The organism is Microbacterium martis, from assembly GCF_047246685.1.
Lineage (GTDB): Bacteria > Actinomycetota > Actinomycetes > Actinomycetales > Microbacteriaceae > Microbacterium.
Map to the genome: position 1 here is coordinate 757,177 of NZ_JBFOKT010000002.1, position 23,250 is coordinate 780,426.

22 protein-coding genes are annotated in these 23,250 nt (G+C 70.5%); 17 read left to right on the forward strand and 5 right to left on the reverse strand.

The window, feature by feature from the left end:
* Positions 1-36: 36 nt before the first annotated feature.
* From AB3M90_RS11570 to AB3M90_RS11585, 4 genes are all read right to left on the reverse strand, one after another.
* The gene (locus tag AB3M90_RS11570; protein WP_412952717.1) at positions 37-1,002 is read right to left on the reverse strand and encodes an AAA family ATPase; all 966 of its coding nucleotides are present in this window, start codon (positions 1,000-1,002) and stop codon (positions 37-39) included.
* A gap of 291 nt (positions 1,003-1,293) precedes the next feature.
* On the reverse strand, positions 1,294-2,253 hold the full coding sequence (locus AB3M90_RS11575) for a DMT family transporter (protein ID WP_412952091.1): 960 nt from the start codon (positions 2,251-2,253) through the stop codon (positions 1,294-1,296).
* A 115-nt stretch (positions 2,254-2,368) separates the two neighbouring features.
* Positions 2,369-3,028 (reverse strand): MIP/aquaporin family protein, encoded by a 660-nt coding sequence (locus tag AB3M90_RS11580; RefSeq protein ID WP_412952092.1) that lies wholly within the window; start codon positions 3,026-3,028, stop codon positions 2,369-2,371.
* 82 nt (positions 3,029-3,110) lie between these two features.
* Positions 3,111-3,842 (reverse strand): Pr6Pr family membrane protein, encoded by a 732-nt coding sequence (locus tag AB3M90_RS11585; RefSeq protein WP_412952093.1) that lies wholly within the window; start codon positions 3,840-3,842, stop codon positions 3,111-3,113.
* 103 nt (positions 3,843-3,945) lie between these two features.
* Here AB3M90_RS11585 and AB3M90_RS11590 point away from each other — a divergent pair, with 103 nt between their 5' ends.
* The 12 genes from AB3M90_RS11590 (at position 3,946) to AB3M90_RS11645 (ending at position 16,120) form a co-directional block, all read left to right on the forward strand.
* On the forward strand, positions 3,946-6,096 hold the full coding sequence (locus AB3M90_RS11590) for an adenylate/guanylate cyclase domain-containing protein (RefSeq protein WP_412952094.1): 2,151 nt from the start codon (positions 3,946-3,948) through the stop codon (positions 6,094-6,096).
* A 2-nt stretch (positions 6,097-6,098) separates the two neighbouring features.
* On the forward strand, positions 6,099-7,523 hold the full coding sequence (locus AB3M90_RS11595; protein WP_412952095.1) for a mechanosensitive ion channel domain-containing protein: 1,425 nt from the start codon (positions 6,099-6,101) through the stop codon (positions 7,521-7,523).
* 268 nt (positions 7,524-7,791) lie between these two features.
* A complete protein-coding gene (locus AB3M90_RS11600) occupies positions 7,792-8,454 on the forward strand; it encodes a GntR family transcriptional regulator (protein WP_412952096.1) in 663 nt (220 codons plus the stop codon).
* A 62-nt stretch (positions 8,455-8,516) separates the two neighbouring features.
* Positions 8,517-9,290: an MBL fold metallo-hydrolase gene (locus AB3M90_RS11605; RefSeq protein ID WP_412952097.1), complete on the forward strand. Its 774-nt coding sequence runs from the start codon at positions 8,517-8,519 to the stop codon at positions 9,288-9,290.
* 25 nt (positions 9,291-9,315) lie between these two features.
* Positions 9,316-10,101: an NAD-dependent epimerase/dehydratase family protein gene (locus AB3M90_RS11610; protein ID WP_412952098.1), complete on the forward strand. Its 786-nt coding sequence runs from the start codon at positions 9,316-9,318 to the stop codon at positions 10,099-10,101.
* Entirely contained in the window at positions 10,098-11,087 is a 990-nt protein-coding gene (locus tag AB3M90_RS11615; protein WP_412952099.1) for a phosphoglycerate dehydrogenase, read from the forward strand. Before AB3M90_RS11610 ends, AB3M90_RS11615 begins: the two co-directional genes overlap by 4 nt.
* Complete coding sequence (locus AB3M90_RS11620) at positions 11,084-11,890, forward strand: hydroxypyruvate isomerase family protein (RefSeq protein ID WP_412952100.1); 807 nt, start codon at positions 11,084-11,086, stop codon at positions 11,888-11,890. The genes AB3M90_RS11615 and AB3M90_RS11620 overlap by 4 nt, the downstream gene beginning before the upstream one ends.
* Complete coding sequence (locus tag AB3M90_RS11625) at positions 11,887-12,555, forward strand: hypothetical protein (protein ID WP_412952101.1); 669 nt, start codon at positions 11,887-11,889, stop codon at positions 12,553-12,555. Before AB3M90_RS11620 ends, AB3M90_RS11625 begins: the two co-directional genes overlap by 4 nt.
* The gene (gene otnK, locus AB3M90_RS11630) at positions 12,552-13,778 is read left to right on the forward strand and encodes a 3-oxo-tetronate kinase (RefSeq protein ID WP_412952102.1); all 1,227 of its coding nucleotides are present in this window, start codon (positions 12,552-12,554) and stop codon (positions 13,776-13,778) included. The genes AB3M90_RS11625 and otnK overlap by 4 nt, the downstream gene beginning before the upstream one ends.
* The gene (locus AB3M90_RS11635; protein ID WP_412952103.1) at positions 13,775-14,416 is read left to right on the forward strand and encodes a class II aldolase/adducin family protein; all 642 of its coding nucleotides are present in this window, start codon (positions 13,775-13,777) and stop codon (positions 14,414-14,416) included. Before otnK ends, AB3M90_RS11635 begins: the two co-directional genes overlap by 4 nt.
* Positions 14,413-15,090 (forward strand): substrate-binding domain-containing protein, encoded by a 678-nt coding sequence (locus AB3M90_RS11640; RefSeq protein ID WP_412952104.1) that lies wholly within the window; start codon positions 14,413-14,415, stop codon positions 15,088-15,090. The genes AB3M90_RS11635 and AB3M90_RS11640 overlap by 4 nt, the downstream gene beginning before the upstream one ends.
* Before the next feature lie 43 nt (positions 15,091-15,133).
* A complete protein-coding gene (locus AB3M90_RS11645) occupies positions 15,134-16,120 on the forward strand; it encodes a nucleoside hydrolase (RefSeq protein ID WP_412952105.1) in 987 nt (328 codons plus the stop codon).
* Positions 16,121-16,128: 8 nt separating this feature from the next.
* Here the strand turns inward: AB3M90_RS11645 and AB3M90_RS11650 are convergent, their stop codons facing one another.
* A complete protein-coding gene (locus AB3M90_RS11650) occupies positions 16,129-16,575 on the reverse strand; it encodes a cytidine/deoxycytidylate deaminase family protein (protein WP_412952106.1) in 447 nt (148 codons plus the stop codon).
* 93 nt (positions 16,576-16,668) lie between these two features.
* On the opposite strand from AB3M90_RS11650, the gene AB3M90_RS11655 reads away from it, so the two are divergent.
* The 5 genes from AB3M90_RS11655 to AB3M90_RS11675 all read left to right on the forward strand — a co-directional run bounded on the left by AB3M90_RS11655 (position 16,669) and on the right by AB3M90_RS11675 (position 23,115).
* Positions 16,669-17,985, forward strand: coding sequence for an MFS transporter (locus AB3M90_RS11655; RefSeq protein WP_412952107.1), 1,317 nt, complete (start codon positions 16,669-16,671; stop codon positions 17,983-17,985).
* Between the two features lie 58 nt (positions 17,986-18,043).
* Positions 18,044-19,000, forward strand: a complete 957-nt coding sequence (locus tag AB3M90_RS11660; RefSeq protein ID WP_412952109.1) for a nucleoside hydrolase — start codon at positions 18,044-18,046, stop codon at positions 18,998-19,000.
* Between the two features lie 179 nt (positions 19,001-19,179).
* Complete coding sequence (locus tag AB3M90_RS11665) at positions 19,180-20,466, forward strand: adenylosuccinate synthase (RefSeq protein ID WP_412952111.1); 1,287 nt, start codon at positions 19,180-19,182, stop codon at positions 20,464-20,466.
* A 7-nt stretch (positions 20,467-20,473) separates the two neighbouring features.
* Positions 20,474-21,583: a lactonase family protein gene (locus AB3M90_RS11670; RefSeq protein ID WP_412952112.1), complete on the forward strand. Its 1,110-nt coding sequence runs from the start codon at positions 20,474-20,476 to the stop codon at positions 21,581-21,583.
* A 95-nt stretch (positions 21,584-21,678) separates the two neighbouring features.
* Positions 21,679-23,115 (forward strand): dihydrolipoyl dehydrogenase family protein, encoded by a 1,437-nt coding sequence (locus AB3M90_RS11675; RefSeq protein WP_412952114.1) that lies wholly within the window; start codon positions 21,679-21,681, stop codon positions 23,113-23,115.
* Positions 23,116-23,250: the final 135 nt, after the last annotated feature.

A 23,250-nucleotide genomic window follows, 5' to 3' on the forward strand; every position in this document is an offset into this window, starting at 1 on the left:
GCGCTTTCCGGCTCGGTCCCTGAGCGTGTCGAAGGGTCAGGGGGTGGGGACGACGGCGAAGATCTCGTCGATGATCTCTTCGCTGCGGATGCCCTCGGCGTCGGCCTCGAACGTGAGGAGCACCCGGTGGCGCAGCACGAGATGACGCAGCGCGCGGATGTCTTCCGGGAGCACGTGGGCGCGTCCGTTCAACAGGGCGAGGGCGCGTGAGGCCTGGAGGAAGGCGATGCTCGCCCGCGGGCTCGCACCGTACTTGATGAGCCGTGCGCGGTCCTCGCCGATGTACGGCGCCGGATTGCGGGTGACGTAGGCGATCGACACGATGTAGTTGCGGATGGCGGGGTCGACGTAGATGCGGCTCGCGACGTCTTGCAGCAGGTGCACGTCGTCGAGGGTCACGGCGCTGGAGACATGGCGGTCGGGATCGAGCACACCCGAATCGATGCGGCTGAGGATCTCGAACTCCTCCGCCGGGCTCGGGTACTCGACGATCTCCTTCAGCAGGAAACGGTCCATCTGCGCCTCGGGCAGCTCGTACGTGCCCTCCTGCTCGATCGGATTCTGCGTCGCGATCACCAGGAAGGGCTTCGGCAGCGGATGGATCTCGCCGCCGATGGTCGTCTGATGCTCCTGCATCGCCTCGAGCATGGCGCTCTGCGTCTTCGCGCTCGAGCGGTTGATCTCGTCGAGCAGCACGAAGTTCGCGTGCACGGGGCCCAGGATCGTGCGGAACGAGCCGGTCGCCGATTCGTAGATCTGACTGCCGGTGATGTCGCTGGGCAGCAGATCGGGCGTGCACTGGATGCGCTTGAACTGCGCCTTCACGGTGTCGGCGAGGGTGCTGGCCGCGGTGGTCTTGGCGAGCCCGGGGACGCTCTCGAGGAGGATGTGCCCGCCGGCGATCAGTGACACCAGCAGGCTCGTGCGCAGACGCTCCTGGCCGACCATCTTCGCCGAGTACGAGTCGGAGACGACCCTCAGCACCTCCGCGGCGCGCGCCATCTCGGCGCCCGACGGCGCCTCGCCCTGGGTCCCTGGCCCTCCCGCCTGGGTCCCTGAGCCTGTCGAAGGGGCCTGGGTCCCTGGCCCTCCCGCCTGGGTCCCTGAGCCCGTCGAAGGGCCCTGGGTCCCTGAGCCTGTCGAAGGGGCCGGAGGCGCCGGGGGAGGAGGAGGGGCGGAGAACGCCTGCGGCTCCGGCGCTTGGGGCTCGTTCATCGGTGTCTCCCTCGGTCGCACACGGAGGCGCACGTCATGGCGGCCCCCGCCGACCAGCGTAATCGCATCGTCGCGCGCTCAGCGCCGGGGTGGAGACGTCGACCCCTCCGCCGCTCGGCCCCATCGCATTCGGGTGATCAGCACTCCGAGCAGGCACAGCGCACCGCCGAGGAACATCAGCGGCGTCGGCACCTCGCCGAGGATCGCCCACGACAGGAGGATGGCGATGGCGGGCACGACGTAGGTCGTCGCCGAGGTCTGCCCGGCGGTGCTCCGCTGCAGGACGTAGGCCCAGGTGGTGAACGCGATCGCGGTGGGGAAGACCCCGAGGTACACAACCCACAGCGTCGCGTCGAGCGGTGCCGACTGCAGGTCGTCGGCCAGAGGGGCGACCCAGGGCAGAAGCGCGAGCGTGCCGGCCACGGCACCGAGCCAGGTGAGCGTCGCGGGTTCGGCGCCCGCGCTGAGCAGGTGCTTCTGCAGCAGGGTGCAGCCCGCGTACATCACGGCGGCGAGGAGCGCGAGCAGCAGGCCCGCGATGTCGGGGCCCGCATCGGTCGACGACGTCGCCCCGATCAGCACGACACCGAGGAAGGCGATGGGAGCCCCGACGATCAGCGGTCGCGGAAACCCTTCGCGCAGGAACAGTCCGCTGAAGACGACGACCATTAGCGGCGCGAGGTTGACGACCATCGCGGCCGTGCCCGCGTCGAGCGTGCGCTCGGCGCTGTTCAGCGCGAGGTTGTAGACGCAGAACCAGCCGATGCCCCACACCGCCACCAGCCAGAGATGACGACGCTCGGGAAGGCGGATGCCGTGCCGCACGGCGATGACGGTGAGCACGGCCGCTCCGACGGTCATCCGCAGCAGGGCCATCGCGCCGGGATCGAAGTGCGGCCCGGCCCCGCGGATGCCGATGAACGCCGAGGCCCAGAGCACGACCGTGACGAGCGCGGCGGCGAGGACCAGTGGTCCCCGTGACCGCGCCGGCGGCCGATCGACACCGGGCGCGGTGCGGCGATTCACGGTGTCGGGCATGATGCGATCCTGGCACCGGCATCCGACCCCGGCCATGCCACGGACGGACAGCCGTCGTCGCTATCCCGCCAATCCCCCGCCGGCGACTCGGGCCGCCGGCGGGAGTCGGGGCCGCTCAGCCGGCGGTCTCCTCGGCGGCGATCTTCTTCGCGTCGTCGGAGTTGAGCAGACGGAACAGCAGGGCGGCGATGATCGCTCCGACGACCGGGGCCGCGAAGTACAGCCAGAGCGAGCCCCACGCGAAGTGCCCGCTGACGGCGAGGCCGAGCGCGACCGCGGGGTTGAAGCCGCCGCCGGAGATGGAGCCGACGGTCGCCGCTCCGACGAACACGGTGCCGCCGATCGCGAGCCCGTAGAACGAGTTGCCCGCCGTGTCCTTCGAGGTCGCGCTGTTGAGCACCACCCACACGAGGATGAGGGTGAACAGCGTCTCGACGAGGAACGCCGGGCCGACCTCGACGACCATGGCCTTCTCGCCCGCGGGCCAGACCGTCAGCGCGGCGAGTGCCGCCAGCGCGCCGCCGACGAGCTGCGCGACGAGGTAGGCGACGAAGTCGACGACGCTCAGGCCGCCGCGCAGGAAGACGCCGACCGAGACGGCCGGGTTCAGGTGCGCACCCGAGATGTGTCCGGTCGAGTAGACGAGGACCATCAGGGTGAAACCGATCGCGAGCGGCGTCAGCGGACTGCCGCTGTTGACGGCGGCGATGATGGCGAGGACGAACAGGAAGGTGGCGAGCGCCTCGGCGATCGCCTTGCGTGCAGTACCGGACATCGGAGAACCCGTTTCTTGACTCAGGTCAGGGAGCGATCCCCTCGATCGCCCCGCCGCAGGACGGCGACCGCCCTGTGCGACGTCAATGTATCGGCTGTGAGGCCGCGCTGTCACTCATCATGTCGTCGACCGCTGCGCGCCGTCGCCCGACCCACACCACGAGCGCCGCCGCTCCGATGATGATGGCGGCGATCAGGAGCACGTACAGCGAGACGGCGATGTAGCCGCCCTCCTGGCGCGGATCGAGGAACGGATACGGGTACCACCAGGTGTTTCCGGTCGACGGCGCGATCACGAGGTTCGCGCGGATCAGCGTGTAGACGACCCAGACGATCGGGAAGATCGCCGCGATGCCGACCGTGCCCCAACCGACCGACCGGCGACGCGGCGCGAAGAGCACATCGGCGAGCATGACGATCGGGATGACCACGTGCAGCACCTCGTTCGACCAGCCGACGGTCGAGCCCTGCGGCAGAGCGATGCCCCGGAGCAGGGTGTTGTAGACGACGCCGGTCACGATCATGTAGGTGCTGGCGCAGATCAGCAGGGTCGCGAGCCACCGCGGCTCGACGGCGGAGCGGTTCTTCTGCGACAGTGCCCAGATGCCGCCGGCGGCGAGGGCGACGGCGGCCAGCACGTTCGACTCGATGGTGAAGAAGCTGAAGAAGTTGGCGATGACGGTGGGCAGGTGCGATCCCCACTCGGTCTCATCGGCCAACGCGATCTGGAGCGTGCGCACGAGTTGGGCGACGATCGCCGCCACGGCGAGGACGGATGCTGCCAGTCGTGCGTAGGGCCACCAGGTCGTCGTCATTTCGCCTCCGCGGTCACTGTAGCGAAACCCGACCGTAGACCGCAGCACCGATATATCGATATGTTCATCGCGTAACGCGAGCACGCGCATGGCGGAGGGGCAGATGAGCGACGGCGATACCAGCACGGCGGCGAACCCGCCCCGGAGGATCCGGCGCCTGCGCGGCGGTCTCAGCATCCAGTCGAAGCTGCTCATCATGCTGCTGGCCGTGAGCCTCGCCTCGTCGGTGGTCGTCGGGGTGATCGGGTTCATCAGCGGTCGCGACTCGCTGCGCGATTCGGCGATCGAGCAGTTGACCACGATCCGCGAACTGCGGTCCACCGCGATCGAGAACGAGTTCGCCGCGATCCAGCGCGGAGTGCTGCTCGACTCCCGCAACGACAGCGCCATCGAAGGCGCCACCGCTTTCGTGAACGCCTTCGCCGAGTTGCAGGCGACGGAGCTCTCGCCCGAGGCCGCGCAGACGCTGGATTCCTACTACTCGGACTCGTTCGTGCCCGCCCTCGAGGCGCGGTCGGGGCTCGACTACGACCCGTCGGCGTTCCTCCCGGCGTCGCCCGCGGGCCGCTACCTGCAGTCCCTCTACACGGCCGGCCGCGCCTACGACGACTACGACGCCGGGCTCGCCCTCGTCGATGCGGGCGACGACAGCGCCTGGACCCGAGCCAACATCCAGTACGGACCGTACTTCACCGGCCTCGTCGACACCCTCGACTACGAAGACGTGCTGCTGCTCGACACCGACGCGAACGTCGTCTTCAGCGCGTACAAGAGCGTCGATCTCGGCGTGAACATGCAGGAGGAGCCGTATGCGAGTTCGGCACTGACCGGCGCCTACGAGGAGGTCATGCGCAACGGCTCGCTCGACGAGGTCGTCACCACCGACTTCGAAAGGTACCTGCCCTCGCTCAACGTGCCGACCGCCTGGGTGGTCTCTCCCATCGGCTCGGCGACCGAGATCATCGGGGCGCTGGCGATCCAGGTGCCCATCGACCAGATCAACCGGGTGATGACCGGTGACGAGCGCTGGGCGCAGCAGGGTCTCGGCGAGACCGGCGAGGTGTACCTCGCGGGTCAGGACGAGCTGATGCGCAGCACGTCGCGGCTGCTCTCCGAAGATCCGGAGCAGTATGAGAAGACCGTCGTCGAGAACGGCACACCGGTGGGAGTCGCCGAACGCATCGTCGCCGTGAACGGCACGGTGCAGCTGCAGCCCGTCGACGACTTCGCCGTGAAGGAGGCGCTGAAGGGACGCACCGGCACGGCGCTCGCCGCCGAGTACACCGACCCGAACAGCCTCGTGGCCTATGCGCCTCTCGACATCGCGGGGCTGAACTGGGTCATCGTCGCGCACATCGACCAGGACGAGGCGTTCGCCCCGGTGAACGTGTTCACCCGGAACCTGCTGCTGTCGACGCTCGGCATCCTCATCGCGGTCTCCCTGCTCTCCCTCGCTCTCGCGCAGATCTTCACCCGTCCCGTGCACCGGCTGGTCGGCGCGGTGCATCGCGTGGCGGAGGGCGATCTCGACGTGCAGGTGCCGCAGGGCTCACGCGACGAGTTCGGCGACCTCGGCAGCGCCTTCAACGACATGGCATCGAGCCTGCGGATCAAGCAGGAGCTCATCGAGGAGCAGCAGAGGGAGAACGAGAAGCTTCTGCTTACCCTGATGCCCGAGAGCGTCGCGGCGAAGTACAAGCAGGGCGAAGAGGCGATCACCGAGGCGCACGAGAACGTCTCGGTCGTCTTCGCCGAGCTGGTCGGCTTCGACGACCTGGCGCGGGGGATGCCGGCCGAGCAGGAGATCGCGCTCCTCAACACGCTCATGCGCGGATTCGACGAGGCGGCGGAGAAGGCGGGAGTGGAGAAGGTGCGCACGCTGCGCGGCGGATACCTCGCGTCGTCGGGGCTCACGGTCCCGCGCGTCGACAACATCCGCCGTGCCGTCGACTTCGCGCGGAACCTGCGCGCGGTGATCGAGCGCTTCAACGCGCAGAACGGCACGCAGATCGGGCTGCGCGCCGGCGTCGACACGGGAACCGTGACCAGCGGGCTCGTGGCCCGCACCAGCCTCGCCTACGACCTGTGGGGCGACGCGGTCAGCCTCGCCTACCGGGTGCGCTCGGTCACCGGTGAGCCCGGCATCTACGTCAGCCAGACGGTGCGCGATCGCACCCAGGAGCTGGTGACCTACGCCGAGGCGGGCACCGTCGAGACGCAGGGCAGGACCGAGACCGTCTGGAAGGTGGTCTGAGGGTGGACGACGCCTTCCGCGACGGCTGGGCCTGGTGGGTGATCGGGCTCGCCCTGGGCGTGCCCGTGCTGCTCGTCGTGCTCACCGAGGTCGTCGCCGCGCTCTCGCGGCGCAACAGCCCTTTCGCGAAGCCGTTGCGGATGCTGCGCAACTGGGTCGTTCCGGCGGGCGCGCTGTTCGCGCTGCTGGCCTTCGCCATCCAGTCGCCGGCCGAGCAGGTGTGGACCCGCGTGGTGGCCACCGTGTTCGGATTCCTCGTGATCCTCGTCGTCCTGTCGTCGTTCAACGTGGCGCTCTTCGCCAACGCGAAGGTCGGGTCGTGGCGCGAACGCATTCCGACGATCTTCGTCGAGATCGCCCGCCTGGTCCTCGTCGGGGTCGGGCTCGCGCTGCTCTTCTCCTGGGTGTGGGATGCCGACGTCGGTGGTCTCTTCACCGCGCTGGGCGTCGGCTCCATCGTGATCGGGCTGGCGCTGCAGAACGCCGTCGGTGGGGTGATCTCGGGTCTGCTGCTGCTGTTCGAGCAGCCGTTCAAGATAGGAGACTGGCTCGATGCCGCCGGAGTCAGGGGTCGTGTGGTCGAGGTGAACTGGCGAGCGGTGCACATCGAGACCGGCGCCGGCATCCAGATCGTGCCCAACTCCAACCTCTCGGGAGCCGCGTTCACCAACCTCAGCCAACCGGAGGGACCGCATTCGGCCGAGACGACCGTGAAGTTCTCGACCGACGACCCGCCGCACGAGGTGATGGCGCTGCTGATCGAGGTCGCCGACGCCCTGCCGACGAAGCTCGCGGGAGAGCAGGCGACCGTCGACTACGCGGGTGCCGGCTCCTACGCCGTGTCGATCCCCGTGGCCGGTCCGGCCGATGCCGCGCGCACCCTGTCGGTGTATCTGTCGTGGCTCTGGTACGCCGCTCGCCGCCATCGCTTGGCCCTCGACGGCGACGCGACCGATCCGCTCGCCGAGCCGCAGCGGCTGGAAGAGGCGATGCGGACCGTCGCGCCGACCCTGCACCTGAAGGACGACGACATCGAGGCCGTCATCACCGGTGCGCGTCTCGAGCGGTACGGCGTCGGTGAGACGGTACTCCCGAGCGGTGTCGTGCCCGATGAGGTTCGGGTGGTGCTGTCGGGGCGGGCCGTGCTCGCGCTCGAAGTCGACGACGGTCGCGTCGAGTTCGCCGCCGCCGAGCAGGGTGACCTGATCGGGCAGACCGCCCTGACGCGCGAGCGCACACAGGCGGTGACGGTGGCGGGTGAGATCCTCACCGTGGTCGTGCTGCCGATGGACACGGTCGACTCGCTGATCCGCACGCGACCGCGCCTCGCCGCGGAGATCGGCGAGTCGCTCGAGCTCAAGCGCTCCCTCGCCGCCGCGCGGATGGCGGAACTCGGCATCGCGCGCAGCGTCATCGGCGAGCGCTGACGGGGGCGCGCCGGGTCGGATCGTCAGTCGAGCAATCGCGCGCATCCCGTGCTTGCGTGCGGAGGAGCGGACGATCATGCGTCGGCGTGCGCCCATGCGGCCAAGGCTTCGCGAAACGCCTCCGAACGGTTCAGGTGTTCGCGGCGTGCGCGGTCCATGACGGCCCGCGACGGCATCCGTCGTGATCCCGCCGGGTCGCCGCCGGAGCAGCCGGGCGTCGGGAGGGGCGACCGGTAGTCTTCGAGGGACGAACCGTGAGGGGGAAGACGTGGCCCGGCAGACGACGAAGCAGCCGATCGCCGACCGCATGTACCAGGTGCTGCTGCACCAGTTCATGTCGGGTGAGCGCGCTGCAGGACAGAGCCTGAACATCGGCGCCTTGTCGCGCGAGCTGGATGTCAGTCAGACGCCGCTCCGCGAGGCGCTCGCGCGACTGGAGCACACCGGCCTCGTGCAGCGCGAGGCGCTGCGGGGCTACCGGGTCGCTCCGGTGATGACGCGCGACGAGGTGGAGCAGCTGGGGGAGGCCCGGGTGCTGATCGAGCCGCGGCTCGCATACGAGGCGGCGCAGCGGGCGACGCCGGAGTTCTTGGCGGGGCTGCGGGCGGCGGTCGAGGAGTTCCGGCAGTCGGCCGAAGTCGCCGACACCGAGACGGAGGCGTTCGACCTCTACTGGCGCAGCGACGACCGGTTCCACATGATGATCGCCGCGCAGTCGGGCAACGCGTTCCTCGAGATGGCGTATGCCGCCCTCGGCGGCCAGATCCAGCGGTTCCGGCTCTTCTCGAAGTTCGGGCGCACGGGAGCCGTCACCGCGGCGCCGGAGCACGACGCGGTCTACGCCGCGATCGCCGCGGGCGACGCGGAGGGGGCGGCGGAGGCGATGCGGAGCCACATCATCGGCGCGACGAAGAGGCTCCTCGAAGCCTGACGAGGCGGGTGGACACCCCCGCGATATCGCTATACTATAGTCGCAACGCGGGAGGAACCATGGTGTCGACGACGAGAGCCGAAGCAAGCGGGTCATCCGGCTACGTCGCGCATCCGCTCGTCGAAGGGTTCCCCGGGAAGTCGAGCTCCCACGGCGCCTTCGGCTGGAGCAGCCTGTGGCTCCTCGATGACGGCATCCGCCGCGTGCTCGTCGACGCCGGGCAGCCCGCCTATATCCCGCTCATCCACGCGGGCCTCGAACGGCACGGGCTGACCACGGATGACATCACCGACGTGCTGCTGACCCACATGCACTGGGACCACGTCTCGAACTTCACGATGTTCGGCCAGGCGACCACCTGGGTCGGCGAGAGCGAGCTGCGCTGGGCGGCCGATCAGCCCGCCGGCACCGCCTTCATCCCCGACCTGCACGTGCAGGAGCTTCTCCGTCGCACCGACAGGGTGGAGCGCATGAGCGCAGGACGCGAGATCGTGCCCGGCATTCATGCCATCGACAGCGCCGGGCACACGCCGCACCACCTCGCGTTCTATCTCGAGCGCTCCGAGGAGCAGCGGGTGTTCGCGGGCGACGCGGTGAAGAACGCCTACGAACTGACGACAGGACGCGTCGATTCGACACTGGATGCCGAGGCCAGCGCCGCCTCGATCACGGCGCTGCGCTCGCTGCTCGTCGACACGGGCGCCACCCTCGTGCCCGGTCACGATGTGGCGCTGCGGTGGCAGGACGGCGAAGCGCTGCGCCAGAATCCGCAGCGCGCGGCGATCGCATTCTTCGCCGGTGCGACGACGGGCGAAGAGGACCGGAGCATCGGCTGAGCCGGTGCCCGAGGAGAGGACGACGATGACCACCGTGCTGTACACCGGCGGAACGGGCCGGATGGGCCGCGTGATCCGCGAGGGCCTCGCGGGCCGCTACGACCGGGTCGTGCTCTTCGCGCGCTCCGCGCCGGACGAGCCGCTCCTCCCCGGCGAGGAGGTCGTGGTCGGCGACCTCGTCGACCTCGATGCGCTCGTCGCGGCCGCCGAGGGCGTCGACGTCATCGTGCACCTGGGCGGCATCGCCGACGAAGCCTCGTTCGACAGCATCCGCCGGTCCAACATCGACGGCACCTATCACGTCTACGAGGCCGCGAAGCGGGCCGGGGTGCGCCGCGTCGTGTACGCCAGCTCCAACCACGTCGTCGGATTCCACCCGGCGAGCGAAGTGCTCGACGAGAGCGCCCCGCTGCGCCCCGACACCTTCTACGGCGTCTCGAAGGCCTTCGGCGAGGCGATCGCGAGTCTCTACCACGACAAGTGGGGCGTCGAGTCGGTGCTCGTGCGCATCGGCACCTTCCGCCCGGCCCCGGAAGACGCGCGTCAGCTCGCGCTCTGGCTCAGCTGGCGCGACGGGGTCGAGCTCTTCCGCTGTGCGATCGAGAGCGCCCCGGTCGGCTGCCAGGTCGTCTACGGCTGCTCGGCCAACACCGACCGCTGGTGGAACGGCGACGCGGGCTGGGCGGCCATCGGCTACGTGCCTCGCGACGATGCGGCCGACCACGCCGAGGGTGTCGACCGCGACGCCCCTGCCCCCACACTGCACGGCGGCGCCTTCGCCGCATCCGACTACGAAGGAGGGATCTGGTGACTTCGATCGATTCGCCCGACGTCCTGATCACGACGGCGTTCCTCGAGCCCGGCGACGAGGTCGACCGGATGCTGCGCGCTGAAGGCCTCACTACCCGGCACGAACCGGAGCTCGCGCAGGTCGCCCCCGAGGAGCGTGCGCGGATGCTGTCCGGAGTGCGCGCCATCATCGCCGGCACCCGGGCGCTCGGCGAGGACGAGTTCGCGCTCGCCCCCGAGCTGCGCATCGTCGTGCGCACGGGCGTCGGCTACGACAGCGTCGACGTGGCGGCTGCCACCGCCCGTCGCATCCCCGTGTGCGTCACCGCCGGTGCCAATCGTCAGGCCGTGGCCGAGCACGTGTTCGCCCTGGCGCTGGCCTGCGCCCGTCGCATCCCCGAGAACATCGGCAACCTCGCCGCCGGCACCTGGCAGCAGCTCACCGGTCGCGAACTGCGGGGCGCGACGCTCGGCATCCTCGGACTGGGCTCCATCGGCAAGGCCGTCGCCACGATCGCGACCGGCTTCGGCATGGACATCGTGGCCTACGACCCGTACTTCGACGCCGAGTTCGCGGCGGCCCACGGCATCCGTCGCCTCGAACTGGATGACCTGCTGCGCGAGGCCGACTTCGTGACCCTGCACCTCTTCCTCGACGAGTCGACGAGGAATCTCATCGACGCCGAACGCCTGGCCGAGATGAAGGCCGACGCGGTGCTCATCAACACCGCGCGCGGCGGGATCATCGACGAGGACGCCCTCGTCGACGCCGTGCGCGAGGGCCGCCTCGGCGCGGCCGCCCTCGACGTGTTCGCCGACGAGCCGCTCGACCCGGCCAGCCCGCTGCTGCACATCCCCGGCATCCTCGCCACGACGCACGTGGCCGGGGCGACCCGCGAGGCGCGCGGCGAATCGGGACGGATGGCCGCACGCAACGTCATCGCCGCCCTCGGCGGCGCCGATCCGACCTTCGTCGTCAACCCCGGCTACGACGCGGTGCCCGCATGATCGTGCAGACGTCGGCCGGGCCCCTGCGCCTGGCCGCGAATCTGAAGTGGCTCTTCACGGAGGTGCCGTTCGCGCAGCGCTTCGCCGCCGCTGCCGAGGCGGGGTTCACGGCCGTCGAGTTCGCCTCGCCCTACGAGCTCTCGCCCGCCGAGGTGCGCCAGCTGCTCGACGACGCCGGGCTGGAGCAGATCCTCATCAACACGCCGCCGGGCCCCGCGCGATCGGCCACAGCCTCGGGTGCGGCATACGTTCCCGGCGCCGAGCAGGAGTTCCGCGACGGCGTGCTGCGCGCCCTGGAGTACGCGGCGGTGCTGGGCACGCGCGTGATCCACGTCATGGCCGGCATCCGACCGGCCGACGTCGACCCCGACCGGGCGTTCGCGACCTACGTGCGCAACATCTCGTGGGCGGCCGACCAGGCACGCGGCACGGGCGTGCGACTCGCGCTGGAGGCGATCAACAAGCGGGATCAGCCCGGGTTCGGCCTGGCCTCGATGGAGACCGCGGCCGCTGTCGCTGAGGCGGTCGATCCCGATGTCGTCGGCGTGCTCTTCGACGTCTACCACGCGCAGGTCGACCGAGGGAACGTGATCGAGCGCTTCGAGCAGCTGCGCCCCGTCGTCGCGCATGTGCAGGTCGCCGACAATCCCGGACGCGGAGAGCCCGGCACGGGCGAGATCGCCTACGAGCGCGTGCTCGCGCGGATCGCGCAGAGCGGCTATGACGGATGGATCGGCTGCGAGTACGCGCCCGTCGCCGGCACCCGCGAAGGACTGTCCTGGATCGAGAGGATCGTGCGATGACCGACCCGAAGATCGCGCTCATCAGCGCCACGCCGCTCGCGATCGCGCCCGCTGCGGCCGCGATCGCCGCGGGCCTCCCCGAGGCGACGGTGTGGAACCTGCTCGACGACCGGCTGCTCGCCGACGCCCGCGACCAGGGCGGCATCGACGCACCGCTCGCCGCTCGTATGGATGCGCTGATCGACCTCGCGCTCGCCGGCGGCGCCGACGGCGTGCTGCTCACGTGCTCCCAGTTCGGCGACCGTGCCGACCGGCGCGACCGCGACGCCGACGGGGTCGCGGTGCTGTCGGCGGACGGACCGCTGTTCGCCGCGGCAGTCGCCGCCGCCCCGAACCGCGTACTGCTCGTCGCCTCCCTCGAGTCGGCCGCGAGCGACAGCGGAGAGCGCCTGGGCCGGGCGTTCGCCGACGCAGGCTCGGCGGCGCAGGTCCAGGCCGTCGTGGTCCCCGCCGCGGCCTCGCCGCTTCCGGCATCCGCCCTCGTCGACGCGCTCGCCGACGCCATCGCCGACATCGACGAGCCGTACGACCTCATCGTGCTCGCCCAGTACTCGCTGGCGGATGCCGCCGCAGCCCTGGCCGAGCGCTACGGCGTTCCGGTGCTCGACGGCCCGAGCGCCGCCGCCCGCGAGCTGTCCGCGGCGCTGCGCGAGGAACGCCGATGATCGGGGTCATCGCCGACGACGTCACCGGGGCGACCGATGTCGCCGCGGCTCTGCGGCGGGCGGGTCTGCGCACGCTCCTCGTCCTCGGATCGGAGATCCCCGACGATGCCGCCCCGGCCGACGGCATCGTCATCGGTCTGAAGACCCGCTCGCTTCCGGCCGCCGAGGCCGTCACGCAGAGCCTCGCCGCGCTGTCCGCCCTGCGCGGGCGCGGCGCCGACCGCATCTACGTCAAGTACTGCTCGACCTTCGATTCCACCGCAGAGGGGAACATCGGTCCGGTCACCGAGGCGGTCGCCGACGCCCTCGGCGTCGACCTGGTCGTGACGACACCGGCGGCGCCCCTGCACGGCCGCACTGTCTATCGCGGCCATCTCTTCGTCGGCGACGTGCTGCTCGCCGAGACCCACATGCGCGATCACCCCGTGACCCCGATGCGCGACTCCTCGGTGCCGCGCCTGCTCGCCGCGCAGTCCGCGGGGCGCGTAGGACTGCTGCCGCTCGAGACGGTGCGCCAGGGAGCGGATGCTGTCGCCGAGGCGATCCGCACGGCCCGCGCCGACGGCATCCGTCACCTCGTCGCGGATGCCGCCGAAGACGCGGACCTGGCCGTCGTGGCCGCCGCCGTCGACGGCGAACCGCTCGTCGCCGGATCGGCCGGTCTCGTCGGAGCGATCGCGCTGCGCGACACGGTCAGCGGCTCGACGGCCCCCGCTCCGCCGGCCGGCCGCACCGCGATCATCGCGGGCAGCTGCTCCCGTCGCACCCTCGAGCAGATCGACCGCTTCGTCTCCACCGGTGCGCCGGCGTACCGCGTGGCGGCCGAGCCCGGCGATTCGGCCGACGACCTCGCCGCGCGAGCGCTGGAATGGTGGGACCGGCAGCCGGCGGACTCCGCGGCCCTCATCTACTCGTCCAGCCCCGCCTCGGAACGCCGCGACGACGTGCCCGGAGCCGGCGAGCTGTACGAGCGCACCGCCGGCCTGGTCGCCGCACAGCTGGCCGATCGCGGCATCCGGCGCATGCTGATCGCCGGCGGAGAGACCTCCGGCGAGGTCATCCGCTCCCTCGGAACCGTCGTGGCGGAGGTGGGCGAGGAGGTCGCCCCCGGCGCCCCGTGGATCCACGACGCCGCGAGCGACGTGCACCTGATCCTCAAGTCCGGCAACTTCGGCGACCAGGACCTGTTCGTCGAGGTCGCACGACAGGGAGGCTCGGCATGACCGTCGTCGACCCCCGCCGAGCGATCGAGCGCGTCGCGCAGTCGATCCACCGCCGCGGGCTCACGCACGGCCGCACCGGCAACCTCGCGGTGCGCGACGGCGACCGCGTGCTGCTCACGCCCACGGGCGTGAGCCTGGCCGACGTGTCCGCCGACGAGCTGTCGGTCGTCGGTCTCGACGGCACGCACCTCGACGGCCCGAAGCCGACGAAGGAGGCGTTCCTGCACGTCGCGGTGCTGAGGATGCGCCCTGACGCGAACGCCGTCGTGCACACGCACTCCGTCCACTCCGCCGCCGTGTCGTGCCTGGCCGACGTCGACCCCGCGAATCCGATCCCGCCACTCACCGCGTACTACGGCATGCGGGTCGGGATGCTGCGGATGCTCCCCTACTTCGCCCCGGGCGACCCGGCGGCGACCGCCGCGGTGGAAGAGGCGGCGCGCGCGACGCACGCGCTGCTGCTGCGCAACCACGGACCGGTCGTCGCCGGCACTGATCTCGACGCGGCCCTCGACGCGGTGGAAGAACTCGAGCACACCGCGCAGCTGTTCCTCCTCACGCGCGGCCTCGCCACGGCTCCCCTCACCGACGCGCAGCTGCGCGCGCTCTCCGCTCCCTCCGGAAGGACCACCCCGTGATCACGCTGTACAGCGGATTCGTCGTCGAGAAGTCCCTCGTCGAACACATCATCCCCGCCTTCGAGCGCGCCACGGGTGCGCGCATCCAGACGACCTTCGCGCCGACCACCGTGCTGCTCGACCGCATCGCCGAGGGCGATCGACCCGACCTGGTGCTCGGAGTGTCGGCCTCGGTGACCGGGCTCGCCGAGCAGGGAGTGCTCGATCCGTCGCAGATCGCCGAGATCGCGGTCTCGTCGGTGGGATTCGCGCGCCTTCCGAGCACGCCGGGTCCGGCGGACGACTCGGCGAAGACCTTCCTCGAGTATCTGCTTCACGCGCGCGCCGTCGCGTACACGCTCAGCGGCGCCAGCGGCATCCATTTCATGAGGATGCTGCGCGAACGCGGTCTGCTCGAGCGCATCGACGAGCGCGCCGTGCGGTGCGAATCGGGGCTCACGGCCGAGGCCGTCCTCGATGGGCGCGCCGACGTCGCGATCCAGCAGGTCAGCGAGCTGCGTGCGGTCACCGGCGAACAGATCGTCGAGCCGATCCCGCACGACCTGCAGTCGTACGGACGCTTCGCCATCGGCGCCAGTCCCGCTGCCGGTGACGACGCGCGGCGCTTCGTCCGGCTGCTCACCGAGCAGCCGGCGCAGGACGCGTTCGCCGCTGTCGGGCTGTCGCGTCCCTGACCGCCGCCCGATCCGTGACCCCCCATCCTCGAGGAGAGAACCGATGAGAAAAGTCGTGGTCGACACCGACACCGGTGTGGACGATGCGTTGGCCCTGATGCTGCTGGCCGCCGATCCGGAGGTCGAGATCCTCGCGGTGATCAGCGTGTTCGGCAACACCACCGGCGAGCGCGGCGCCGACAACGCCCGCTACGTGCTCGACACGTGCGGCCGCACCGACGTGCCCGTCTATCGCGGCGCGGACGCCCCGCTCCTGCAGGAGCTGCGCATGAATCCCGGCATCCACGGCGAGGACGGCTTCGGCAACACCGGGCTGCGTCCCGACCGATCGGTGCCGGCCGAGCCCCGCGGTGTGCCGGTGCTGCTCGACCTGCTCGATCGGCATGACGGCGAGATCGACTACCTCGCCCTCGGCCCGCAGACGAACCTCGCGATCGCCCTCGAGGCCGAGCCCCGTCTGCTCCAACGGCTGCGGTCGACCACGATCGTCGGCACGCTCGGCCCCGCGCTCTATCACGACACCGCGCCGTGGGAGGATCGCCGATTCCGCGTCTCACGCGACCCGAACGTGTCGTTCGACATCGACGCCGCCCGCATGGTCGCTCAGCACGAGGGCGATGTCACCTGGTGCGGCCCGTACGTCACCCGCCAGGCGCTCGTCCCGGAGGACTTCTTCCTCGACATCGCCGCGTCGACCGGCTTCGCGCCGGCGCAGCTCATCACCGAGATCAGCCGCGACTACGCCGGGTTCTACTCCCGCTCGTACCCGCAGCCGGAGGGCCGCCGCGTCATGGGCATCAACGACAGCATGGCCGTGGCGAGCCTCCTGCATCCGGATCTCGTGACGGGCGCGGTCATGCGCCCGCTCGAGACGTTCCTCGACCCCGACACCGGCGACCGCTACCTCGCCGGCGTGCACCCGGTGAAGGACGAGACCAGGCCGATCCACCGTGTCGTCTTCGACATGGACTTCGACGGCGTGCTCGAGCGCATCGGCGAGGTACTGCGGCGCCCGCTGCCCTGGCGCTGAGCCCCGGATCAGCGCGCTCGGTGCATTGGGTGCGCTTCTGCCTCATCGTACGAGCGGGCGCGCACCCAAGGCATCGGCAGCAGGTCGTCGGCGGCGACCGACACGACGTGACCGTGGTCGTCGGCGATGGTGCGGATGCCGGGGGCGACGGCGGGCACGAGCTCGCGGCACACGCCGCACGGGTTGACCACGGTCGCCGTGCCGTCGGCGCGCAGGCCCACCGAGACCATCGTCTCGATCGTCTCCTCGCCGGCGATGCGGGCGTTGGCGAGCGCCGAGCTCTCGGCGCAGACCATCACGCGCGATGAACGCAGGCTGAGACCGAGGTGGATCTCGCCGGACGCCCCGCGAGCGGCCGCGGCGACGCGGTGGAGGTCGGCGTCGTGCACGCGCACGAGCAGTTCGGATGCGGCTTCGATGAGGCGACGATCGGCGTCGTTCAGCGGAGTTCTCATGTTTCACCTTACCTGTTGCGATCCGGGACTGCTGCTATAGTATAGTCGCAGGAAGTCGATCATCCCCTCTCGGGGACAGAGCAAGGGAGCTCCATGAGCACGGAAGAAGTCGTGGCCACCGCGCCGCCGCAGCTGACCGGAAAGGCCAGCGCCACCGAGCGGAAGAACCTCCGCGCTCTGAGCTGGGGGCATGCCCTCGAATGGTATGACTGGGCGATCTTCGGACTGCTGTCGGTCTATCTCGGTGCGACGTTCTTCCCCTCTGACAACCCGCTCGCATCCACCCTGAACGCGCTCGCCGTGTTCGCCGTCGGATTCGTCGCGCGTCCCCTCGGTGGCGTCGTCTTCGGCTTCGTGGCCGATCGCTTCGGACGTCGGAAGATCATGATCTTCGCTGTCGGGGCCGTGGCACTGGGCAGCTTCATCATCGGCGTGCTGCCCGCCTACGAGACCATCGGCGTCGCCGCGCCGATCATCGTCGTCCTCGCGCGCCTGCTGCAGGGAGTCTCCGCCGGCGTCGAGGCGCCGCTCGGCACGGCCTACGCCATCGAGCTGGTGCCGAACCGCCCCGGATACGTGGCCGGCTTCTTCGCGTTCTTCAACAACCTGGGCAACCTGCTCGCACCGCTGTCGATCTTCTTCATCAGCTGGATCCTCGGGCCGGAGGCCTTGGCCGCCTACGGCTGGCGCATCCCGTTCCTGGTGGGTGGGGCGTTCGGCCTGATCGTGCTGTACCTGCGTCGCACACTGCCCGAGACCCTCGACACCGCGGCGATCCGCACGGTCGGCGCCGTCCCGACGAAGAACAACTCCGTGTGGCGAGACGTGCGCACCTACTGGCTGAGCGTGCTGGCCACGGTGTTCATCGTCGGCGCCATCCAGGCGTACAACTACACGTGGATCGCCGGCCTGCCGAACCTCGCGAACGGCGCGTTCGGCGAGGACCCCACCGCCGTCTTCGCCATCACGACCGGCATGGGCGTGTTCCTCACCGTCGGAGCACTCGTGCTCAGCCGCATCCTGGATCGCTTCCCGCTCTCCCGCTGGTTCGTCATCGCGCGCCTGCTCGCCATCCCGACGATCTTCCTCGCCCTGCTGTACTCGCAGCCGGGTGTCGGCACTCTCGCCGGGGTGATGTTCGGCGGCGCCATCGTGCTGCTGCTCAACATGACGATCTTCGTCGTCGTCTCCAACTCCCTCCTGCCGCAGCACATCCGCGGCACGGCGCTCGGACTGGGATACGGCCTCGGCGTCGCCATCTTCGGCGGCACGGCCTCGTACCTGCTGCTGTGGCTGCAGAGCCAGGGGATGCTGTGGGTGTTCCCGGTGTACATCGCCACCCTCTGCGCGATCAGCGTCGTGCTCTACATCCTCGCGAAGAAGCGCAACGGCCTCTTCGTGGGCAAGTGACGCGCCGGCGGCACCCCGCACCCGCGCGTCAGCGCCCCGCACGACAGAAAGCAAGGACATGGAACGACTGATCATCGACACCGACCCGGGAATCGACGACGCGGGAGCGCTGTTCTGGGCGCTTGCGTCAAACGCCTTCCAGATCGAGGCGCTGACCACGGTCTTCGGCAACGTCAGAGTCGAGACAGCCACCGCGAACGCCAGGAAGATCGCGACCCTCGCCGGTCGTCCCGACCTGCCGATCTGGCAGGGCGCCGCCCGTCCTCTGGTCGGAGAGCCCCACTACGCGGAGCACATCCACCGCCCGGGCGGGGTCGGGTACTGGGAGTACCCGGACCCGGCTCCCGACGCCGAGGTGCCGACGGATGCCGTGCTCCGCATGATCGACACGGTCATGTCGTCGCCCGGTGAGGTCACCATCATGGCGCTCGCGCCGCTGACCAACGTCGCGCTGGCGATCAAGCTGGAGCCGGCGTTCGCCCGCTCGGTGCGCCGCATCATCTACATGGGCGGGGCGGCCCTCACCTGGGGGAACGTCACGCCCGTCGCGAGTGCGAACATCTACAACGACCCCGAGGCCGCCGAGATCGTCATCAAGTCGGGCGCCCCGCTCACGCAGGTCGGACTCGACGTCTCGCGCAGCTTCGCCCTCTCGCCGGACCATGTCGCCGCCCTGTGGGAGTCGCAGTCGCCGATGGGCCGCGCGCTCTGCGAGATGATCGGCTACCCGGACCGCCACGACGACACCACCGAGATGCCGGAGTGGAAGACCGAGGGCATGCACCTCAACGACGTGCCCGTCGTCGCGTACGCCCTGAACCCCGACTGGTTCACCGTGCGCCGTCTGCACGTCGACGTGGAGCTGCACGGAGAGCACACCCGCGGGCAGACGGTCGTGCAGATGGTCGACCGGTGGGGCGGAGAGCCGAACGTGGACGTGCTCTTCGACATCGACGGCACGGCCGTCGCCGACGCGCTGACCGCCTCGGTCACGGCGTTCCGGCCCGCCGGCTGACGCATGACCGCGCGAACGTCGCAGAACGACGCGAATGTCGCACGTTTTCCGCGGATCTCTGCGACTTTCGTGCTGTTCTGCGACGCAGGCCCGTCTGACCCGTCCCGATAGGATGGGACCGCCCGCAGAGGGCCAGCTCATCGGCCGGTGGAAGCCCGGCGAAAGCAGGGGGGACACCCATGCCAGGAATCGTGATCGTCGGCGTGCAGTGGGGCGACGAAGGAAAGGGCAAGGCCACCGATCTTCTCGGTGAGCGCACCGACTGGGTGGTGAAGTTCAACGGCGGCAACAACGCCGGGCACACCGTCGTCGTCGGCGACGAGAAGTACGCGCTGCACCTGCTGCCCTCCGGCATCCTGTCTCCGGGGGTCACGCCGGTGATCGGCAACGGCGTGGTCGTCGACCTCGAGGTGCTCTTCTTCGAGCTCGAGGCGCTGGCCGCTCGTGGCATCGACGTCTCCCGTCTGCGGGTCAGCGCGAACGCGCACATCATCACGCAGTACCACCGCACGCTCGACAAGGTCACCGAGCGCTTCCTCGGCAAGCGGATGATCGGCACCACCGGGCGCGGCATCGGACCCGCCTACGCCGACAAGATCAACCGCGTCGGCATCCGCGTACAGGACATCTTCGACGAGAACATCCTGCGTCAGAAGGTCGAAGGCGCGCTCGACCAGAAGAATCACCTGCTGGTGAAGATCTTCAACCGCCGGGCGATCACCGCCGACGAGGTCGTGGAAGACCTGCTGTCGTACGCCGACCGGCTGCGCCCGATGGTCGCCGACACCGGCTACCTGATCGACCAGGCGCTCGGGCGCGGCGAGGTCGTCGTCTTCGAGGGCGGCCAGGCGACCATGCTCGACATCGACCACGGCACCTACCCGTTCGTGACGTCGTCGTCGGCGACCGCCGGCGGCGCCGCGACCGGCTCCGGCGTCGGCCCCGGTGCCCTCGACCGGATCGTCGGCATCGTCAAGGCCTACACGACCCGCGTGGGCTCCGGCCCGTTCCCGACCGAGCTGTTCGACGAGCAGGGCGAGTGGCTGCGCAAGCAGGGCTTCGAGTTCGGCACGACGACGGGGCGTCCCCGCCGGGTGGGCTGGTACGACGCCCCGATCACGCGGTACGCGACCCGTATCAACGGCATCACCGACCTGGTGCTCACCAAGCTCGACATCCTCACCGGGCTCGAGCGCGTGCCGGTGTGCGTGGCCTACGACGTCGACGGCGAGCGCTTCGACGAGGTGCCGGTCAACCAGACCGACTTCCACCACGCGAAGCCGATCCTGGAGTACTTCCCGGGCTGGAGCGAGGACATCTCGACCGCCCGTACCTTCGACGACCTGCCGCAGACGGCTCAGGACTACGTGCTTGCGCTCGAGAAGATGAGCAACACCCGCATCTCGGTGATCGGCGTCGGCCCCGAGCGCGACCAGGTCGTCGTGCGGCACGACCTGCTCGACTGACCCGCGCATGACCAGGTTCTGGCTCGGCGGCTACGGCCCCGCGATGGACGGCTCGGCCGAGGGCATCGGCTTCCTGGCGGGAGACGCCGGCCGCGAGGCCTTGACGCTCTCGTACCGCGGCGCCGTCGCCGAGGCGCCGTCGCCGTCGTGGCTGGCGCAGCATCCGTTCCTCGACGTCGTCTACGCCGCGTTGGAGGGGGATGCCGCCGTGCAGGCCTACGCGCGCACCGGCGACGCCGCCCTGATTCCGATCGGCGAGCGCGTCGCGGTGGGCACGAGCGTCTGCCACCTCGCGGTCGCACCGAACGGCTCGTCGCTGGTGGCCAGCTGCTACGGAGACGGACGCGTCGTGCGCATCGGCCTCGACGGCGCCGGTCGACTCGCCCCCGCCCGACCGGATGCCGCGGCGGCGCTGCGCGCGGCCCTGTTCGGCGACGACGATCCGGATGCCGCACCCGCGACCCCTCCCGGCGACGGCGTCGCAGCGGTCGACCCGCACGCGGCCGGCGGAGAACGGGTCTCGCACGCCCATGCCGCGGTATTCCTCCCCGACGGACGCGTCGCGACCACAGACCTCGGCTTCGACCTGGTGCGCATCTGGCGGGTGCCGGCCGACCAGGGGCTGATCCTCGATCACGAGGTCGTCCTTCCGCGCGGCACGGGGCCGCGCCACCTGGTGCTGCACCCCAGCGGGCACCTCCACGTGGTCACCGAGTACTCGTGCGAGGTGTTCACGCTCGGGCCCTCCCCCGACGGCACGTGGAGCATCGTGTCGTCGACCGTCGCCACCCCGATCGCGCAGGTCGGCGTCGACTTCCCGGCCGAGCTCGCCCGCACCCGCGACGGACAGTTCCTCTACACGGCGCTGCGCGGCAGCAACACGATCGCCGCGCTCCGCGTGCGCGGGGGTGGCGACGCGCTCGAGCCGATCGCCCTCGCCGACTCGGGGGTCGACTGGCCGCGCCACCACCTCGTGCACGAGGGCAAGCTGCTCGTCGCGGGGCAGCGCTCCGACACGGTCACGCTGCTCGACCTCGATGAGCGCACGGGCGCGCCCCTCGGCATCCGTCACCAGGCGCCGGTGCCGACGCCGACGCACTTCCTCCCGGTGCGCTGACCGCGCGCGACGGGTCGGGCGGCCGCATCGGGAACAACTCGCCCGTGACTCGGCGTTGCTCATGAGCGAGACTGAGCGACGGAGAGGTGCGACGCATGAGTGCTGCCGAGAAGACCGACGAGTACGACCTGATCGTCCTGGGCGGAGGTGCCGTCGGCGAGAACGTCGCCGACCGGGCCGTGCAGGGCGGGCTCACGGCGATCATCGTGGAGGACGAGCTGGTCGGGGGCGAGTGCTCCTACTGGGCGTGCATGCCGTCGAAGGCGCTGCTCCGCCCGGCCCAGGCGCTGCGCGCCGCACAGCACGTGGGGGGAGCATCGCAGGCGGTGACCGGCACCCTCGACGTGCGGGCGGTGTTCGACCGCCGCGACTCGTTCACCAGCAACTGGTCCGACGACGGACAGGTGAAGTGGCTCGATTCCGCCGGCATCGACCTCGCCCGCGGGCACGGCCGCATCTCGGGTGAGCGCGAGGTCACGGTGACCGGCGCCGACGGCGCGACGCGTGTGCTGCGCGCGCGTCACGCGGTGGCCGTGAGCACGGGATCGGATGCCGTCATCCCGCCGATCGACGGACTCCGCGAGGCCGCTCCGTGGACCAGTCGCGAGGCGACGAGCGCCGAGGAGCTCCCCGACAGTCTCGCGGTCATCGGAGGAGGGGTCGTCGCGGTGGAGATGGCGACCGTGTACGCCTCGCTCGGCTCCCGGGTCACCCTCGTCGCCCGCGGCGGGCTGCTCGCGTCGATGGAGCCGTTCGCGGGCGAGCGCGTCGCCGCCGGACTGCGTGAACTTGGCGTCGACGTGCGCACGCAGACCGGCACGACGTCGGTCCGTCGTGGCGACGACGGCGTCACCCTCACGCTCGACGGTGGCGAGCAGATCTCCGCCGACGAGGTGCTGGCCGCTACCGGGCGATCGGCCCGCAGCGACGACATCGGGCTCGAGGTCGTGGGCCTCACCCCCGGAGACTGGATCGAGACCGACGACACGATGCGGGTTCCCGGGTCGGAGTGGCTGTACGCCGTGGGCGACGTCACCGCGCGGGTGCTCCTCACGCATCAGGGCAAGTACCAGGCCAGGGCCGCCGGCGATGTGATCGCGGCCAGGGCCACGGGCCGAGAGGTCGACGACGCCCCGTGGGGTCGCCACGTCGCGACGGCCGATCACGCCGCGGTGCCGCAGGTCACGTTCTCCTCCCCCGAGGTGGCGTCGGTGGGACTGACCGCAGCGGCCGCCCGCGATGCGGGGCACGAGGTGAAGGTCGTCGACTACGACCTCGGCGCCGTGGCCGGGGCCGGCGTCTACGAAGACGGCTACGAGGGGCAGGCGAGACTGGTGATCGACACCGGCCGCGACGTCATCGTCGGTGCCACCTTCGTCGGGCCGGAGGTCGCCGATCTGGTGCAGGCGGCGACGATCGCGGTCGTCGGCGAGGTCCCGATCGCGCGGCTGTGGCATGCGGTGCCGGCGTATCCGACCATCAGCGAGATCTGGCTGCGCCTGCTCGAGACCTACGGGCGCGATTCCGCCTGAATCCGCCGGAACCGACGGACAATCCGATCCCCACGCGGCGCCGAACGAGAGAAGAATGTTTCTTTCCTTGACGCCCGATCCGCCGCGGTCCGACCCCGACGTCGGATCCCTCTTATACGCTCGAACAAGATCCGA